Source organism: Nocardia sp. NPDC049737 (assembly GCF_040674755.1).
In the GTDB taxonomy this organism is placed as follows: Bacteria; Actinomycetota; Actinomycetes; order Mycobacteriales; family Mycobacteriaceae; genus Nocardia.
This window is the reverse complement of record NZ_JBFANH010000018.1, coordinates 48,977-65,844: the sequence shown is the minus strand read 5'-3', so window position 1 is coordinate 65,844 and position 16,868 is coordinate 48,977. Positions and strand designations below refer to the sequence as shown.

The window sequence follows — 16,868 nt, the reverse complement described above, 5'->3', positions numbered from 1 at the left end:
CTCACCTTTCACGGTGGCGGCGGCGAAGCAACACCACAATGTTCAGCGCCAGTAGCAATGCCACCGCCGGCGGACCGAACCGCTTCAAGCGGCCCATACCGGCCGCTTCGAGCAGGTCGATGGGGTCGGCCGCTACGCGCGGCGCGGTAGCCGACGCCGTCACCCCGGCGCCGACCGCATTGCCGTCGTCTTCGGAATCCGACTCCAGTGCAACGACTTCCGCCGAATCCCGGTCCTCGGCGGCGGTGATCTCCTTGGCCAGGTTCGCGGCGAACCGGCCGATGAGCGTGCCGGCCACCTCGGCCAGGGTGCCGCGACCGAACTGCGCGGGCTTGCCGGTGATAGCCAGGTCGGTCTCCACGACAACGTCGGTAGCACCGTCGGATTCCGCCAGTCGACAGGTGATGACGGCGTGCGCGGTGCCATTGCCACGAGCTTCTCGCCCGCCGCCCTCGAGCACGGCGACCTTGGTTGCCTCGTCGGTCGACCGGAATTTGATAACGCCGGTATAGGTCAGACCGACGGGACCGAGTTTGACTTTGATCTTGCCGGTGTAGCCGCCGTCGTCCTTCCCCGTGAGCATGGCCCCGGGCACACAGGGCGCGATCCGCTCGATGTCGAGCAGCACGTTCCACGCGTCCGACACCGGGACGGGAATGCTGAAGGTGTTCTCGAGCTTCATGCGGGGTCCTTCACAATGCTGCTCTTTTCCGCCGCCGCCCGGACGGCCTTGATGATCCCCTGGTACCCCGTGCAGCGGCACAGGTTTCCGGATATGGCCGCGCGAATCTCCTGGTCCGTGGGATGCGGATTGTCGCGCAGGAATGCGGTCGCCGTGACGACGAAACCCGGTGTGCAGAAACCACATTGCAGGCCATGGTGCTCCCGTAACGCGGCTTGCACGGGCGACAGCTCACCGTCGGCCGCGGCCATCCCCTCCACGGTTGTGATCTCGGCGCCGTCGGCCTGTACAGCGAAAACCAGGCAGGCCCGTACCGCGTCCCCATCCAGCAGTACCGTGCAGGCCCCGCAAACCCCGTGCTCGCAGCCGAGATGGGTGCCGGTCAGCCCGCAGTCGATCCGCAGGAAATCGGCGAGGGTACGCCGGGGTGGCACGACCTTACGCCGCGCAATCCCATTGACCCGCACTTGAATTTCGACATCAGTCATCACTAGCCTCCTGCACCGCACGCCGCCACGCCCGCGCCACCATGACCGCACCGACGCGGCGGCGATAGTCGGCTGATCCATGTAGATCCGACGGCACCGAATCCAGCCCGGACACCGCGGTACGTCCGACGTCCCCGGGGTCCACCTCGCTTGCGGCACGACCGATCAACTCGACCTCGGCCGCACCCGCTCGTACCGCCATCGGTCCGAGTCCGAACAATCCGATCGCACACCAGTCGATGCGCGAATCCGCATCCAGACGCACCGCGACCGTGGCGCCCGCGATAGCGAAATCGCCGCTGCGACGGGCGAATTCCTCGATCGCAAAGCCGCACCGCCCCTGCCGTACCGGAAACACGATGCCGGTCAGCAGTTCATCTTCGGCCAGTTCGGTGCTCCACATCCCGGTGAAGAATTCGGCTACGGCGATCCTCCGGCGCCCGCGCGGTGACAGCGCTTCGAGCTCCGCATCGAGTGTCAGCGCCACCGCCGGATATTCGGCCGCCGCATCGGCATGGGCGATTGATCCACCGATGGTGCCACGGTTGCGGATCTGGAAATGGCCGATCAGCGGGGTCGCCCGCGACAATAGTGGGACCGATCCGCGGATTTCCGCGGACTTGCCGACCGCGGAATGCGTTGTTCCGGCACCGATCCACACTGAATCATCGCGACTGTCGATGCCGCGCAATTCCTTCAGGCGGCGCAAGTCGACGAGGTGGTCGAAGACCGCGAGGCGAAGGATGAGCATCGGCATCAGGCTCTGCCCACCGGCGATCGCCTTGGCTCCGTCGCCGAGTTCGGCCAACAGTTCGACCGCCTCCTGCGCAGTGGCCGGCGCGTGGTACTCGAACGCTGCCGGCTTCACGCTGTCACCGCCCGGGTATCAGCCGCATCGATCAACGCGAGGATCGCAGCGGGGGTGAGCGGCAGCCGGGAGATTTCCACACCGAACGGGGCCAGCGCATCCGCGACCGCGTTGACCACGGCCGGCGAGGAACCGATCGCGCCGCCCTCCCCGACCCCCTTGTAGCCGCCGGGCCCCGGTCCCGGTGTTTCGATGTGACCGAGCTCGATGACCGGCACCTCCGTGGCCGTCGGAATCAAGTAGTCCATGAAAGTGGTGGCGACAGGGTTTCCACTCTCGTCGTAGGCGAGATTCTCGTAGAGCGCCCCACCGATGCCCTGCACCGTGCCGCCGTAGATCTGGCCCTCCACCACACTGGGGTTGATCATGGGGCCGCAGTCCTCGCTGACGATGTAGCGCAGCAGTGTGACCTCGCCGGTCTCGATGTCGACTTCGCACGTGCACAGGTGGGTCGCGTTGGCCCAGATCATCGGGCTCTGCGCTCGATAGCGCCCGCTACATTCCAATCCCGCAGGAACGCCCGACGGCAGCGCATCCGGCTGAAAATAGGCAATTGCGGAGATCTCGGGCAACGACAATTCGGCATCGGGCGCCCCGCGCACCATGGCCCGCCCGTGCGTGAACTCCACCTCGTCGACCGCCACACCCAAGCGATGGGCTGCGATGGCCACAATCCGTTCCCGCAGTACCGATGCCGTCTCGGCGATCGCCCCTGCCACCATCGAGCCGGAACGGCTGCCGCCGGTGCCGGCCCCGAACGGTGTCACAGCCGTATCACCCTGGATGGTGTGGACATCTGCGATGTCCACACCGAGTGCGTCGGCGGTCAGCTGAATCGCGGTTGTCTCCAGGCTGTTTCCCGAGGATCCACCGGCGAGATATACGTTGACCTTGCCCGAGGGCTCGATGCGGATCGTCGCGCCTTCTGTGCCGTGGTACGGGGTCGACGCTGCGGTCGGCTCCAGATATGTACAGGTGCCGACGCCGAGGAAGCGGCCCTGCGCGCGAGCCGGTTCCTGCTCACGGCGGAAGGCCGGATAATCGAGCATCCCGAGCGCCTGCTCGAACGTCTCCAGCGGGGTGACATCGCTGTACCGCATGCCGCTCGGGTTGAGTAGCGGCAGGTCCTCGCGGCGCAACATGTTCCGGCGGCGCAACTCGGCCGGGTCGATGCCCAGTCGCCGTGCGGCGGTGTCGAGCAACACCTCCCGCGCCATCGATTCGAACTGCCACGGTCCGCGATACGCCACTCGCCCGGCAGTGTTGGAGTACAGCATCTTCATCGTGAATGTCGCCGCGGGCACCCGATACGGCCCGGGGAACAGCATCCCGACAACTGCTGCGGCCGTCATGGGCGACGGCACCGGATACGCCCCGACGTTCTGCACGTAGTCGAGAGAGGCGGCCAGAATCGTGCCGTCCCGGCCGAAGGCCATGCGGGCCTCGCCATGGTCCTGGCGTGCCAGCCCCGCTGAGATCAGGTGTTCCTGCCGGTCCTCGATCCATTTCAGCGCGACCGGTACCTTCGTCGCCGCCAGCATGACACAGATGTCTTCGCGCTGGACCACCACCTTCTGCCCGAAGCCACCTCCAGTGTCGCGCACTATGACTCGCACCCGATGCTCGTCGACACCGAGCAGCCGGGCGCAGAAGCCGCGCACCTCGTGCGGCGCCTGGGTCGAGGTCCAGATCGTCATCTCACGGGCCGATGCCGACCACTCCGCGACCACGCCACGGGTCTCCATCGGGACTGGCGTATACGCCTGCTGAAAGATGGTCTGCCGCACCACATTCGGTGCGGCATCGAACAGCGGCGCCATCTCTTCGGCCGGCCGACCGGACAGCTGGCCGGCGACGTTCCGCGGAAAACGGGCGTGCACGAGGGCCTGCGAACCTTCTGCCGTCGTGTAATCGACCACGGCAGGCATCGGCTCGTAGTCGACCACGACCAACTCCGCCGCGTCTTCGGCTAGATATCGGTCGGAGGCGACAACCAGCGCGACCGGATCCCCGACGAACCGGACCTCGTCCTCGGCCAGCGGCGGCCAATTCGACGCAGGCAGGTGCGGCCCATCGATCCGGTACGACTGATCGTGCACGCCGAGATTGAGGTCCGCGGCCAGAAAGACAGCGTAAACCCCGTCGAGCGCAACAGCTTCCGTGGTATCTATTCCGGTGATCCGGGCGCGGGGCAGTGGACTGCGCACAAAGCAGGCGTGCAGCATCCCCGGCCGCGACACATCATCGACGAATGATCCGGCGCCCGTGAGCAGCCTCAAATCCTCGATCCGGCGGACGCGTGTACCGGCATAGGTATCGGCCCTGGTTTGTGCGGTACTCACCGCTCACCCTTTTCCTCGGTATGCCGTGCGATCGACCAACGCCCAGGTGCTCGACTACCCCGGTACTTCGGTTCGTGCATTTGGCCTCCATGTACATCGGATGGCTTCGCGCGACATCGGCGCATACCGCTTTTCCTCAGCTCTAGCCCCGCCTCCAAGTGGACGGCGTTGCGCTGCTCGATCGAATCGAGCGACCCGGATCCGTCATCCGCGGCGGTCCTGTCGGCGCGGCTCTTTGGATCTATATCGTGCTGTCCAACTGTCTAGCATCGGACTCGAACGCCTGTCAATATGGGTGTATGTCGGATATGAGAATGATATTCTCGCCCTGGTACGGCTCGAGAGGATGATCATGCGCGAATTGTCGGCACAGCTGCTGCAATGGCATGCGCAGCGCGCCTCGTATGCCGTAGCCACGGTTGTCGACGTAACCGGAAGCGCGCCACGGCTGCCCGGCGCGACTATGGCCGTGAACGACGCCGGCGCCGTCATCGGCAGCATCTCGGGCGGCTGCGTGGAAGCGGCCGTCTACGACCTCTGCCGTCAGGTACTGCGGTCGGGTACGCCGGCGCGGGAGACGTTCGGCTACAGCGATTCCGACGCCTTCGCGGTCGGGCTCACCTGTGGTGGCGAGGTCGCGGTTCTCGTCCATCGAGTCACCGCCCAGGAGTACCCGGCCATCGAAGCGGTCGTGCGAGCCGAGCATCCGATATCTCTGGTTCGCGATCTGAGAACGGGCGAGATCAGCGCCGTCGGACTACGAGAAACTGCCGGCACGAAGTTCGATCCGGCAGTGGTGCAGCAGGCTTTGGGCATGCTCGACGCGGACTCATCCGGCGTCCGGGTAATCGGATGCGAGGATGCCCAACGCACAGTGTTCATCGAGTCCTTCGGCTCGCAGCCACGCCTGATCGTTTGCGGGGCAACCGATTTCAGCGCCACACTGTGCCGGGTCGGGCGATTGCTTGGTTACCGGGTCACCATTTGCGATGCGCGATCGGTGTTCACTACGCAGGCGCGATTCCCCGACGCCGACGAGGTGGTCGTGGACTGGCCGCATCGGTATCTAGGCCGCACCACGGTTGATTCGCGCACAGCGGTGTGCGTGCTGACACACGATCCGAAGTTCGATATTCCGGTCCTGCAGCTGGCATTGCGGCTACCGATCGGATACGTCGGTGCGATGGGCTCACGCCGCGCCGATGCAGATCGTCGGTCACGTTTGCGGGCAGCAGGTCTCACCGAACCCGAGCTGCGTCGTCTGCACTCACCGATCGGTTTGGAACTGGGCGGACGGACTCCCGAGGAGATCGCGGTGGCGATCGCCGCAGAGATCGTCGCCGTGCGGCGCGGTGGGTCGACCCGGCCGTTGTCCGCGACGAACCGGCCTATTCACGCCGTGTCGGATACGCAGCCGTCACCGGCCTGACCTGCGGCAGCCGCCGGTGGTTCCAAGATGTCGAGGTAGTGTTCGACCAGAGCGAGCATCTCGTCATGACCCATGTCGAAACCGAAGTTGGCTTCCGTCACCATGATTCGCGGCAGGCCTGAGAGCAGCATCGACAGCGTCACCGGCGTAATCTGCGCGGCATCGATCCGGCGCTCCCGCAGGATGAATGTGAAAGCGGTGACCTGGATTTCCCGGTACCGCCGCGCATAAGCCATCAGCTCGGTACGAATTGCCTTGCGATGGTTGGCCAGCGCGATGAACTCCTGCATCAGCGCGTTGCCGCGCGGATCTCGGGACAGTTCCCACAGGGCATGCAGCGGCCGATCCGAGGTCAGCGCTTGCATTTGGCGTTCGAAGTTGGCCTCGGTTCCTTCACTGAAGACCGCGAGGAACAAATCCTCCAAGGTTGGGAAGTAGTAGTGCACCAACGCCGGCTTGACACCCGCCTCGACGGCCACTCGGCGGGTCGTCGCGGCTGCGTACCCCTCCTCGGTCATGACCCGGGCAGTGGCTTCCAGAAGAGTGCGCCGCGTCGCCGAGTCCTTCGCGCCTCGCCTGCGGGTGGACATGACGCGAGGCTATCACTGGGCAGTCGGACAGCAGCGGCTGACTCACGCGGTCAGCGCGCCGCTCGCTCCTGATCGGTCATCCCCGGCGGCAAAATGCTCGGTGAGCACGCGAACCGCGTCGGCGATGGCGGGGCGCAGGCGGTCCGCCGGGTATTCCGGTCCGAACAGCATCCGCCGCAACTGTGGCAGGGCCAAACTCCAGTCGACCATCGCGAGAATCAGGAAGACCAGCGTTCGGGGATCACGCTCGCCTGAACCCATCGCGGCCCGCGCGGCCCGGACTTTGTCCGCATAGTGTTCGGTGCGTGCCGGTTCGTCGGGAACCAGACCAGCCCCCATTTCGAGCGCCTCCCACATCACCAATCGCAGCGCCCGCGGATGCGCCTGGTGGTAGTCGAACAGCCGGACAGCATAATTGCCCAGGTCGGACTCGTCGAGCGGTACCGCCCGAGCCAGTTCCGCCATCGACCGTTCCAGGACCACCGCGAACAATGCCTTCTTGTCGCCGAAGTAGTCGTAGATCGCACGCTTGTTGGCCTTGGCATTGGCCGCGATGCGATCCACTCGCGCCCCGGCAATGCCGTATTCGGCGAACTCTGTCGTAGCGGCAGCGAGAATCCGTTCCTTGGTCGCAGCCGAATCGTATGCCACGAAATCATTGTAACGAAACAGTTCGTTTCACAGCTCGCGCAGGTGGCAGGCGCTTTCAAGCCTGCCACAAGCACATTGCGGCGTATGCCTACTCACTGGTTCACTCAGGGACCTTATGGCAGCACGACACCGGGATTACCGTCAGTCCAGGTGCTCGACAACAACCGGGACGCGATCCGCCAGCCGGACTCGGTGCGACGCAGCAGATCCTGATAGCGACCGGCCGCGAGGAAGCGTTCATCGCCGCGCATATGCTGGGCCAGGTAGTAGCAGCTGTGGGCGGCCTCGTCTCCGGTGATCGTCACGACATGGTTGGTAACGAAATGTTGAGTGGCATCGAGCCTTTCGATCCCCGCCCGAACTCGTGCGAGGATCTGGGCGGGGCCGGTACACCGCTGCTCGGCCGCCGAGTAATCCCAGACGGCGTCTGGCGTAAACAGGCTCTCGAACAGCAGCCAGTCGCGATTGTCGAGGGCAGTGGAGTATGCGGTCACGATGTCGACGACCGCGATCCGGTCAGCGAGCAGTTCTGTGGCGGTGGTCATCTGCGTTCCTGATCGGTAATGGTGATAGGAATTTCAAGGGGCCCGCTGCGAGCGTATTCGTCCGACATCATCGACACCACGCTGCGACTCAACTCGTCTCGATTGCCTGTTCGGGGCAGGCCTGCGCAGCAGATTCGACCGCCGCGCTGAACTCCTCCGGTACGTCGGACATCTGGACCTGGGCATAGCCGTCGTCGTTGATGGCGAACACCTGCGGACACAGACCGGTGCAGACGCCGTGACCCCGACAACGATCCGAGTCGACGGAGACCTTCATCCGGCACCTCCCTTCCCTACATCGAACTCCACGTGCAACCCGATTCGGCCGCGCCGGAACGAAGGTCGGCACGCCCCTTCGTCGCTCCATTGCGCACTACGGTTGTCAGAGCCACGGACTTCGCAGTCCACGCCGGGCCGTCACTTCGCGAATCCGGGAGAATCTTACTCTCAATATGTGGCAACAATATTCTCGTGAAGTAAGAACGTCAACTGGTCCGATCACCGTAGCCGCTCCTGATCGCGGCACTGTGGATGGTCGGGAGGTAGCGAATCGCACTCCCGACGAGCACGCCGACGCGCACCGCACACCGGTGCGAAGCCAGCCCGAGTTGGTGCTGTCCGGGGTCAGCAGCGCCGCATTCATCGCCCCGAAACACGCAACAGCCCCGCACCCTGAGGGTGCGGGGCTGTTGTGAGCCGCGTCGATCAGATAGCGCGGACGTCCTGGGCCTGCGGGCCCTTCTGTCCTTGTCCGACCTCGAACTCCACGCGCTGTCCTTCTTCGAGGGACTTGAATCCCGAGCCGGATACGGCGGAGTAGTGCACGAAGACGTCAGGGCCGCCACCGTCCTGCGCGATAAAACCGAAGCCCTTTTCGGCGTTGAACCACTTCACACTGCCTTGAGTCATTGCTTACTTCATTCTTTTCTGTAGATGAGCCAAGCGGATCACGTCGATAAGCCTGATCTCACCGGACAATCGTCCCATGGATTCACGGCAGAATACGCATAGTGTGATCCAACCAACCCTCAGCGCCGGTACGGTCACCGACGCGCGACCATCCCTCTGGCGCCCCGGAGATGAGCGTCGGTACCCCACCTGAGCCCTGGACCTGCTGCAACACTGCTCGCAATAGTTGGCATTTCGATGGAGGCGATGATGGGTTGATGACGCGAAGCAACGAGGACATGGGGTCGGCGGGAGCGGGCGGAGCGCTCGCGGCCGGTGCGGTGATGTCCGTTGTCGCTACTGCACCCGCGCCGCTAGAGATCCGGGTGCTCGCATTGAACACGTGGCACAGTGGCAGCAAAGTCTCCAATGGTATTCAACTGATCACTGATCTCATCATCTCGACACAGGCATCGGTCGTGCTGCTCTCGGAGGCAACCGAAGCGACGACCGCCGTCGCGGCCGAACTGGCGCGGCGGGGGCACGAATTCAACGCCGTCGCCTCGCACGACACGGGAATTCTGTCGGTGTCTACGGTCCAGGACAGCGCCGATCTGCAATGGATGGTCAAGGCGCGGTTGAACATTGACGGAAAGCGCCTTACCGTCTACTCCGCACACCTGGAGTATCGCTGGTACGCCTCCAACCTGCCCCGAGGGTACGGACCCGGGGCCCCGGCGCCCGGTGAGTTCGCCGAGCACGAGTGGAACAAGCTGCCGGACGGCCCCATGACCGACGCCGCCGTGATTCAGCGGGTCAACGCGGCTTCGGACCGCCCCGAAGTCATCAGCAACTTTCTCGCGGACGCGAAAGCCGAGATCGCCGACGGGGCCTCGGTGATCATAGGTGGCGACCTGAACGAGCCGTCGCTACTGGACTGGACGCCCGCCGCAGCGAACTTGTTCGATCACAACGGTGTGGTGTTGGCGTGGGAGACCACTCGACGCCTGCACGAAGCCGGATTCATCGATGCCTACCGATCGATGTATCCGGACCCGGCCACCCATCCCGGCCTCACCTGGCCCTCGGACAACGTCGATGTCGATGTCTCCGAACTCGCCTGGGCTCCCGAGGCCGACGAACGCGACCGCGTCGACTACATCTTCGCCCATGGTGCCGCACTGCGCCTGTCTGCGGTGGGCATCATCGGCCCGCGCGGGTCCATCGTGCGCGGTACCCGAGCGCAAGAACCAACCCAGGACAATTTCCTCGTCACGCCAGCGCAGTGGGGCAGCGACCATAAAGGCATCTTGGCGACATACCAACTCATCGACTGAGGCCATTTCCTGCGCGGGATGTCACCGGTGGCCGGTGCCGTCCTGCCGTGGCGGTTCGACGCGTACCAGCCCGGGCTGGAAGGCGATCACGACGAGTTGGGCGCGGTTCTGGACGCCCAGTTTCGACATGGCGCGCTGGACGTCGGCTCTGTCGTCGGCATCGTGCGAGTGAAGGCCGTTGCGCGTACTGCGGATGCAGTACGAACACCCGCCGAGTACTCGATCCGCAGGCCGCGTGCGATAAAACACCGGCCCGTTCATCGCAGCCATCCGAGCCATGGACGGCATCTGTTCGACTGATCCCGGAATATCGACGACCCCACCGAATTCGTCCTGGGGAGTCCGGCTGGTGTTCTCTGGAACATTAGTGACAGCACCTGATTGCGGCAGTCGGGTACCGCACTACTCATGCAATTGGTGGGCGATGCGATCAGTATTGAACAGTATCCGGGATATTTTTTACCGATGCAATTAATTGAGCGGTGAACTATATGCACTCCCACGAACAGCAATCGGACCAAAGAAAATGTAGACAACGGCAGTGGTCGGTGTGCCAGGGTAGGTGAATTGTGGCTGGTCAACGCAGCGCATTGATAGTTGCTTGCGATAGCTATCTGGATCCCAGTCTGCGTAAGTTGCGCGCTCCGACCCGTGACGCGCAGGCGCTTGCCGACGTTCTGCAGGATCCACTGATCGGAGGCTTCGAAGTGCATACGTCGGTGAACGAGCCGGCACATGTGGTGGGCGAGGCGGTCGAGGGGTTCTTCGCTGACCGAGTACCTGAAGATCTGCTGCTTCTGCATTTCTCCTGCCACGGTGTCAAGGATGAGGACGGAGAGTTGTACTTCGCCGCGTCGAACACGAAGCTGGGGCGCCTGGGCGCCACAGGTGTGGCAGCGGAGTTCGTGAACCGCCGGATGAACCGAAGTCGATCGCGGCGCATCGTGTTGCTATTGGACTGCTGCTACGCGGGCGCCTTCGAAAGGGGCATGACGCACCGGGCAGGAACCGGAATGCACCTGGAACAGTTGAGCGGGCGAGGCCGTGCGGTGATCACCGCGTCGAGCGCGATGGAATATTCGTTCGAAAGCGGAGAACTCACCGACACCGCCGATGGTGACCCGTCGGTCTTCACCGGAGCGTTGGTCGATGGTCTTTCGACAGGCGAAGCGGATCGAAACCAGGACGGTTTCATCACCCTCGATGAGTTGTACGACTACGTGTACGGCAAAGTCCGATCTTCCTCGCCGAACCAGACACCCGGGAAATGGGTATTCGGTGTACAAGGTGAGCTGTATATCGCCCGACGCAACCGGCGGTTGGCCGAACCCATGCCCTTGCCTGCCGAACTTCAAATGTTGATAGACAATCCCCTGTCCAGTGTTCGCGCTGTCGCTGTTCGTGAGCTCGAAAAGCTCCTGCGCGGTGTGCATCTCGGGCTGGCCGAGGCCGCGCAACAGAATTTGCGCGACCTCGCCGAGGACGACAGCCGCGCAGTATCGGCGGCAGCCGAAGCCGCGCTCCACGCGGACATCCCCTCCCCCGGTCCGCTGTTTCCCGCGCCGATCACCGACCAGACGAAACCGCCGCCACCGGCAGCTGCTGACACCATCGCACCACAGCCACCGCACCCGTTCACCGATGAAGCCGCCACCGCTTCCTCGACTGAACCGCAGCGACTCCACCCACAGCGCAGGACGCGGATCCCGCCGCCTCCCGCCGAACCGTCCGGGGAATTTCGGCAGCCGAGCAGAAAGCCGGTCCAGACGGCCGATGCCCGTCAATCCGACCCGGTCATGCTGCCACGCATCGCCGGTGCTTTGATGCTGTGCGGCGCCGTTTTGATGGCCTGCAACCCCTTCGTGCCGTATGGCCGAGCGTCCGACGCGAGGGTGCTCGCCCTCGGTCCTGAGGCAGTAGCGCCGGCCTTCGTAATGGCCGCGCTGGCAGCGTGCGCCGGAATAAGCCTGCTCGGTGCGCATAGAGGGCGGTTGATCGGCGCAGGCATTGCGTTGGGATTCAATGCCACGGTGCCGTGGTTCCTATGGAATCAGTGGGGCCCGTGGACAGACTGGGGGGCGGCGACGTGGTTGTGGTTCGTCGCACTCCAGTTATCGGTGCTCGCCGCGGGTTTCGCGACGTCGACAGTCATTCGAACGGCCGGAGTGCACCTCCGGTTTCAGCTGCCCACCGACCCCGGCGCCCGGACGATGGGATGTCTCGGCCTCGGTATAGCGCCGCTTCTCCTCTACGCCGTCACTACGTGCTCAGATGCGCCACAACGCTGGGGAGTCCTCGCCTTGATGGTCATGGCGGTGGCGGTACCGATCTGCGCCGCGATCGCGGCGCCGCGCGAGTTCGGAGTCGCGCTTCTCGCCGGCTGGTGTGGCGCGGCCGGGCTCGTTGCCTATTCTTCGATTCGCCTGCCCACGCCCGATAACCTCAACACCGAAGTCGTCATCGTCTTCGTACTGACAATGACGGTGGCGGTCACGACCGTGGCCATCGCCGTCGCATCTGAATCGAGCGCCGCACGGTCGCGCACGGCCCCCACGCTCACCCACTCGCGTGACGCTCGATAAAAGCGGCTACCAATTGCATCTCGGTCTCCGAGGAGGCATTCGTCAGCTCGAGACGATCCTCGCCTATCTGCACGCTGATCGCGAGATGCTCTTGGTTGGACCGCCAGCCACGCAGCGTGTCCAAAAGCTGACGCAGCGCTACCAGGCCCGGACCGATCCCGACGACGAGCTGACCGACCAGCTCCGTACCGAGTCCGCGGGTACCCGTCGGAGCGGGTCCACCGCTGACAGCGGAGACGTGATCGACATCCAGATCCAGCAATTCCGATCGAAGTTGCCGGGCGCTGCCATCGAGCTGCTCGATGTCGAGATCTTCGCCGAACAACCTGACGTTCACATCGACGACGCGGGGCATAGAACCTCCACGATGAGGAAATGGTCGCTGCCGGTAGGTTAGGAGACTTTTCCTCGCCCGAGTGTAGCCCGACGAGATCAGACCTACCTGTAGGAAGGCCAGACGTTGGTGACGCCGGTCGTGAGCCGTGACCCTGGTGGTGGCCGTCGGCTTCGCTGTGCGGTCGGTGGTAGTTGTAGTGGACTCCATCTCTGCTGCCACGTGGGCGATCGGTCGAGTCCGGCAGCGCTCGATCAATCGTCGTCTGCCCTCGATCGACAACGGGGCGTTGCGATGAGTCACCGATCGTTGCCTGACGTTGTGTCATCGGCGGACGCGGTGGACTTCCGGCGGGCCGCTCGTCGACGCGCCGCGTCATGCGCCTCGTGAAGGAGGCTGACCGCCAGCTCGTGGGTTTGCACGTCCGGGTTGATGATCGAGATCCAGCCCTGTCTGCGATACACAGGATGAGGGAGAACGGCGTCGACCGCAGTGAAGTCGACCTCCGCCGACCTGGCTTGCGGAGGCGCACCGACGAGTTCGGTGAAGGCGCTCCTGCCGACGTGGATGTTCAGCCGCCAACGGTCGGGACGATCGAGGTCACACGAACTGTCATCGGGGTAGTTCTTCGTCACGATGGTGGCGTACGGCTGCTCGCGTCGCGGCAGTTGGCCATCGGGCGCGTAGTAGAAGAAGTGGTCTCCCCAGGCGATCTCCGGGAACGGGCCGCCATCGGCCGGAGCAAGCTCGAGCACCCCGTCGAAGCCTCGGATCGTCTCGAGAATCTGGTCCATACTCATGGTTCAAGCGTGAACTTGAAGTGCTTATGGAGGGTTGATTCATGCTCGAGAACACCTGGCAGCGGAGTTGCTGACCGTCACCGCGGTGGTGGCAGCGACCGGCTACTCGGCCCAGCAGATCCGTGACCTGGAGAGGCTCGGTGTTATCCCCGCCGCAATCCGAGCGGGTAACCGATACCGGCAGTTCTCCGCAGACCACGTCCGCGACCTGCACGCCTACCGCGGCCTCGCCTACGCCGTGGGACCGGTCGAGGCTCGTCGCGCGATGCGCACGATCCGCTCACTGCCGCCCGACCAGGCCACAGCCCTGGTGTGCTCCTTTCACACCCGGCTCAACCAGGAACGAGAACAAGCGCTGGCTGCCCGTGCGGCGTTGAAGGCGATACATGACGAAGCGACAACCGACGCCGACCCCGTCGAAGCAGACGCAATGACCATCACCGAACTGTCAAGGGCGCTCGGGCTGCGAGCTTCGACACTCCGCTTCTGGGAGCAGGCAGGGCTGGTAGCACCCGAACGGATCATCACCCGAGCGGGATCAGCCCGGCGCTACCACCTTGCAGCGATCCGAGACGCCCGCATCACGACGGCCCTGCGAGCCGCTGGCTACCGCATCCCCGACGTCCAGAAGGCCATCACGGCGATCCGGGACCTCCACGACGTGAGTCACTCGCTCGAGGCACTCGGTGACCGCCTGAACACCATCGCTCAACGACAACTAGCCCTCCTTCGCGCAGCAGCGACACTGTCCGAGATCATCCAACCAACCTCGCAAACCTGAAACACCCCACCAGCCGTCGGCTTCGCGTGGCCCCAGGCGCCGTCAGCAACGTCCCGGCCCGCAACAACCCGGCATTGCTTGCTGCGGATGCCGCCCGCACTCGGGTAGGAGCACCAGCCCGGGGTTACTCGCAGGTGTGTGGCCCCTGCGCCACTCGTCATGACTCCCGGGACGGGTTGCTCGAATTCCCGGTCGGTCGCGGCCGCCGCATCCCGGCCGAACTGGTCTCCTACATGAAGACCAAATCCGGCAGCCACAAGGTCCTCTTCGGCACCAACTACCCCATGATCGCCCACCCCGCCGCCCTCGATGGGCTCGACGAGCTCGATCTGGACGAAACCACCCGTCAGCTGTACCTACACGGCAACGCCGCCCGAGTCTTCCACCTCGACTGATCACGTCACGGTCCAGTGTCCCGCCAGTGCGTGCCCCTCGGCGCGACACCCGTTCACAGCAACAACTTCGACCCCTCGCCACTCAACCGATAAGGACAACTCCGCTCTGTTTCGCAGGGGCCGTCCAAGCCGACCTCGATGTCAGTCGAGCAGCGATATTCCGAGTGCGTCGGCGAACACCCGGATCATGTTCTGCACGCCGATCTCGTTGCGGCCGATGATCATGTGGTCGTGCTGGCCTTGGCGGACGCCCTCACCGCATTGCGGGAGCATGGCGAAGTCCTCGTCGCGCACCGCGGCGTGGACCTGGTTGTAGATCTGGTCATATAGATCGCGCTGCTCGTCGGTGGTAGCCGGGATGCGGCCCATCCAGCTGTGACGGACGGTGCAGCGGGTGGGTGAGGCGGCCGGCAACATATCGATGATCTCCACCCCTACCGGGCTGTTCGCCAGGATGAGGTTCGGGTAGATCCAGTAGATGACACCCATCTGTTGGGAGGGATCCCATGATGCGGAGGGGTCCGTCTCGAGGTTGGTGATCCAGGTGAAGGGAAAGCCCATTCGGTGGTGGTTGCCGAATTTGTCGAACACCATCGTGTTGGGCAGCGTGTTCTGGCCGATCACGCTTCCGCCGTGCACGAACGGGAAGTGGTATCCCTCGGCGAAGGCTTCAAGAGCGCCTTTCCAGCTGACTTCGGACTGGAATTCGCGGTCGTCGTGGTAGCCGTAGTCGGCGTAGTTCCATTGCGCGAGTTCAGCATCCAAGGGGCCTAAGTGAGCGCTGAGCTCGATGTCGGCTCCGGCGGTCAGCACGGCCCAGATGAAGCCGTGGCGTTCTTCGCTGGGTAGTTCGACCAGACCGTAAGTGGCACGGTCGATCCCGGTGAATCCTTCCTTGCCGGGCATACCCACCAGCCGGCCGGTGGTGTCATAGGTCCACGCGTGGTACGGACAAGTGAAGCGCTTCGCGTTGCCGGCGCCGCAGGCGGGCATGGCCCCGCGGTGGCGGCAATAGTTCAGGAACACATGGCTTTTGCCGCCGCTGTCGCGGGTTATGAGCAGCGAGTCGCCGAGCACGGAGCGCACTACATAGTCGTTGGGTGCGGCGAGCTGGGCGCTGGGCACGATGGCCAACGGCGTGCGCCGCAGGATGGCGTTGATCTCTAGTTCGGTCAGCTTCTCGTCGCGGTAGTAGTTCAGCGGCACCCGCAGTACGTCCTCGGCCATCTGGGTGCTGCTTTTCAACGCGAAGTCGAGGGCGCGGCGGGTGAGGTTCTCGTCGAGGGGTGCGGGACCGATGAGGGGCTGATTGTGCATCGCGTACTCCTTCCATACGCAACGACCATACATTGGATGTCAAGTCGTATGGTCTCGCCTTATCGCGGCTCTCACCGACGCGATAGGGTGACGAAATGCGCACCCACGGCTGGGCCGGAGCCAGGCCAACCAGCGACGCAGAGGCCGTCGATCGAATCCTCGAGGCGGCCCGCTCGGCGATCGAACGCGGCATCGAGCCCGGAATCGCCGACATCGCGCGCACACTCGGAGTCACCAGGCAAACGGTCTACCGCTACTTCCCTGGCACCGAAGCCCTGCTCGAGGCGGCCGCGGTACGTGCGGCCGGCGACTTCCTCGATCGACTCGCCACGGATCTGGCCGGTATCAGCGACCCCGCGACCGCCGTCGTCGAAGGCATCGCCCTGACACTCGAGCGGCTACCGCTCGAGCCGCAGGTGGCGCTGTTGATGACCCCGGGCCGACGCAGTGGGCTGGCAGCGGGCGTGACCTCGTCGATCGCCCGGGATTTCGGCCGCTCGATCCTGGACCGTTTCGACGTGGACTGGGCGGCAGCGGGATTCGACGACGGTTCACGCGACGAACTGGTCGAGATGATGCTGCGCACGCTGCAGTCGTTCATCATCGATCCCGGCGAGCCGGCACGCGATGGCGAGGACATGCGGCGCTATCTACGGTGCTGGGTTGCGCCGGCGTTGGAGCCGGGCCGGGTCAGGCCCTGATGCCACTCCGATCCAGCTTGTAGCCCAGAAACAACATCACCGGAAATCGTGCACGATCTCCGGATCGGAATTGCTGTAAGGACAGGCGAGGAAGATTCGCCGATCATGACAGCCGGGAGACCCATTCGCTGTCGAGGT

The 16,868-nt window shown here is 64.3% G+C and carries 18 protein-coding genes and 1 pseudogene; 7 read left to right on the top strand and 12 right to left on the bottom strand.

Going from position 1 to position 16,868, the window contains the following annotated elements; all coding sequences use genetic code 11:
* Position 1 precedes the first annotated feature (1 nt).
* The 4 genes from AB0J47_RS23795 to AB0J47_RS23780 are packed head-to-tail and all read right to left on the bottom strand — an operon-like array spanning position 2 to position 4,380.
* A complete protein-coding gene (locus AB0J47_RS23795; RefSeq protein ID WP_364349785.1) occupies positions 2-682 on the bottom strand; it encodes an SRPBCC family protein in 681 nt (226 codons plus the stop codon).
* Positions 679-1,170, bottom strand: coding sequence for a (2Fe-2S)-binding protein (locus AB0J47_RS23790; protein WP_364349782.1), 492 nt, complete (start codon positions 1,168-1,170; stop codon positions 679-681). The genes AB0J47_RS23795 and AB0J47_RS23790 overlap by 4 nt, the downstream gene beginning before the upstream one ends.
* Complete coding sequence (locus AB0J47_RS23785; RefSeq protein WP_364349780.1) at positions 1,163-2,038, bottom strand: xanthine dehydrogenase family protein subunit M; 876 nt, start codon at positions 2,036-2,038, stop codon at positions 1,163-1,165. Before AB0J47_RS23785 ends, AB0J47_RS23790 begins: the two co-directional genes overlap by 8 nt.
* Positions 2,035-4,380, bottom strand: a complete 2,346-nt coding sequence (locus tag AB0J47_RS23780) for a xanthine dehydrogenase family protein molybdopterin-binding subunit (RefSeq protein WP_364349778.1) — start codon at positions 4,378-4,380, stop codon at positions 2,035-2,037. Before AB0J47_RS23780 ends, AB0J47_RS23785 begins: the two co-directional genes overlap by 4 nt.
* A gap of 352 nt (positions 4,381-4,732) precedes the next feature.
* Between AB0J47_RS23780 and AB0J47_RS23775 the strand changes: the two genes are divergently transcribed.
* The gene (locus tag AB0J47_RS23775; RefSeq protein WP_364349776.1) at positions 4,733-5,809 is read left to right on the top strand and encodes an XdhC family protein; all 1,077 of its coding nucleotides are present in this window, start codon (positions 4,733-4,735) and stop codon (positions 5,807-5,809) included.
* On the opposite strand, the gene AB0J47_RS23770 is transcribed toward AB0J47_RS23775, so the two are convergent.
* The 5 genes from AB0J47_RS23770 to AB0J47_RS23750 all read right to left on the bottom strand — a co-directional run bounded on the left by AB0J47_RS23770 (position 5,773) and on the right by AB0J47_RS23750 (position 8,504).
* Positions 5,773-6,399 carry a helix-turn-helix domain-containing protein gene (locus tag AB0J47_RS23770; protein WP_364349773.1) on the bottom strand — a complete coding sequence of 209 codons (627 nt, stop codon included), beginning with the start codon at positions 6,397-6,399 and terminating at the stop codon, positions 5,773-5,775. The genes AB0J47_RS23775 and AB0J47_RS23770 overlap by 37 nt on opposite strands.
* Before the next feature lie 42 nt (positions 6,400-6,441).
* Complete coding sequence (locus AB0J47_RS23765; protein WP_364349770.1) at positions 6,442-7,050, bottom strand: TetR family transcriptional regulator; 609 nt, start codon at positions 7,048-7,050, stop codon at positions 6,442-6,444.
* 113 nt (positions 7,051-7,163) lie between these two features.
* Positions 7,164-7,595, bottom strand: coding sequence for a nuclear transport factor 2 family protein (locus AB0J47_RS23760; protein WP_364349767.1), 432 nt, complete (start codon positions 7,593-7,595; stop codon positions 7,164-7,166).
* 88 nt (positions 7,596-7,683) lie between these two features.
* Positions 7,684-7,872 carry a ferredoxin gene (locus AB0J47_RS23755; protein ID WP_364349764.1) on the bottom strand — a complete coding sequence of 63 codons (189 nt, stop codon included), beginning with the start codon at positions 7,870-7,872 and terminating at the stop codon, positions 7,684-7,686.
* Positions 7,873-8,300: 428 nt separating this feature from the next.
* Positions 8,301-8,504 (bottom strand): cold-shock protein, encoded by a 204-nt coding sequence (locus tag AB0J47_RS23750; protein ID WP_327099590.1) that lies wholly within the window; start codon positions 8,502-8,504, stop codon positions 8,301-8,303.
* Between the two features lie 257 nt (positions 8,505-8,761).
* Between AB0J47_RS23750 and AB0J47_RS23745 the strand changes: the two genes are divergently transcribed.
* The 3 genes from AB0J47_RS23745 to AB0J47_RS23735 all read left to right on the top strand — a co-directional run bounded on the left by AB0J47_RS23745 (position 8,762) and on the right by AB0J47_RS23735 (position 12,402).
* Entirely contained in the window at positions 8,762-9,820 is a 1,059-nt protein-coding gene (locus AB0J47_RS23745; RefSeq protein ID WP_364349760.1) for an endonuclease/exonuclease/phosphatase family protein, read from the top strand.
* 27 nt (positions 9,821-9,847) lie between these two features.
* Positions 9,848-10,120, top strand: coding sequence for a hypothetical protein (locus tag AB0J47_RS23740; RefSeq protein WP_364349757.1), 273 nt, complete (start codon positions 9,848-9,850; stop codon positions 10,118-10,120).
* A 269-nt stretch (positions 10,121-10,389) separates the two neighbouring features.
* A complete protein-coding gene (locus AB0J47_RS23735) occupies positions 10,390-12,402 on the top strand; it encodes a caspase family protein (RefSeq protein WP_364349754.1) in 2,013 nt (670 codons plus the stop codon).
* Here the strand turns inward: AB0J47_RS23735 and AB0J47_RS23730 are convergent.
* Both AB0J47_RS23730 and AB0J47_RS23725 read right to left on the bottom strand, forming a co-directional pair.
* The gene (locus AB0J47_RS23730; protein WP_364350153.1) at positions 12,377-12,757 is read right to left on the bottom strand and encodes a hypothetical protein; all 381 of its coding nucleotides are present in this window, start codon (positions 12,755-12,757) and stop codon (positions 12,377-12,379) included. The genes AB0J47_RS23735 and AB0J47_RS23730 overlap by 26 nt on opposite strands.
* Positions 12,758-13,035: 278 nt before the next feature.
* Entirely contained in the window at positions 13,036-13,536 is a 501-nt protein-coding gene (locus AB0J47_RS23725) for a DUF6194 family protein (protein ID WP_364349751.1), read from the bottom strand.
* A gap of 34 nt (positions 13,537-13,570) precedes the next feature.
* Between AB0J47_RS23725 and AB0J47_RS23720 the strand changes: the two genes are divergently transcribed.
* Entirely contained in the window at positions 13,571-14,317 is a 747-nt protein-coding gene (locus AB0J47_RS23720) for a MerR family transcriptional regulator (RefSeq protein ID WP_364349748.1), read from the top strand.
* Positions 14,318-14,520: 203 nt separating this feature from the next.
* Positions 14,521-14,712: pseudogene (locus tag AB0J47_RS23715) on the top strand (amidohydrolase family protein); the annotation flags it as partial.
* 141 nt (positions 14,713-14,853) lie between these two features.
* Here AB0J47_RS23715 and AB0J47_RS23710 read toward each other — a convergent pair.
* On the bottom strand, positions 14,854-16,029 hold the full coding sequence (locus tag AB0J47_RS23710) for an aromatic ring-hydroxylating dioxygenase subunit alpha (protein WP_364349745.1): 1,176 nt from the start codon (positions 16,027-16,029) through the stop codon (positions 14,854-14,856).
* A gap of 95 nt (positions 16,030-16,124) precedes the next feature.
* On the opposite strand from AB0J47_RS23710, the gene AB0J47_RS23705 reads away from it, so the two are divergent.
* A complete protein-coding gene (locus AB0J47_RS23705) occupies positions 16,125-16,730 on the top strand; it encodes a TetR/AcrR family transcriptional regulator (RefSeq protein WP_364349742.1) in 606 nt (201 codons plus the stop codon).
* Positions 16,731-16,868: the final 138 nt, after the last annotated feature.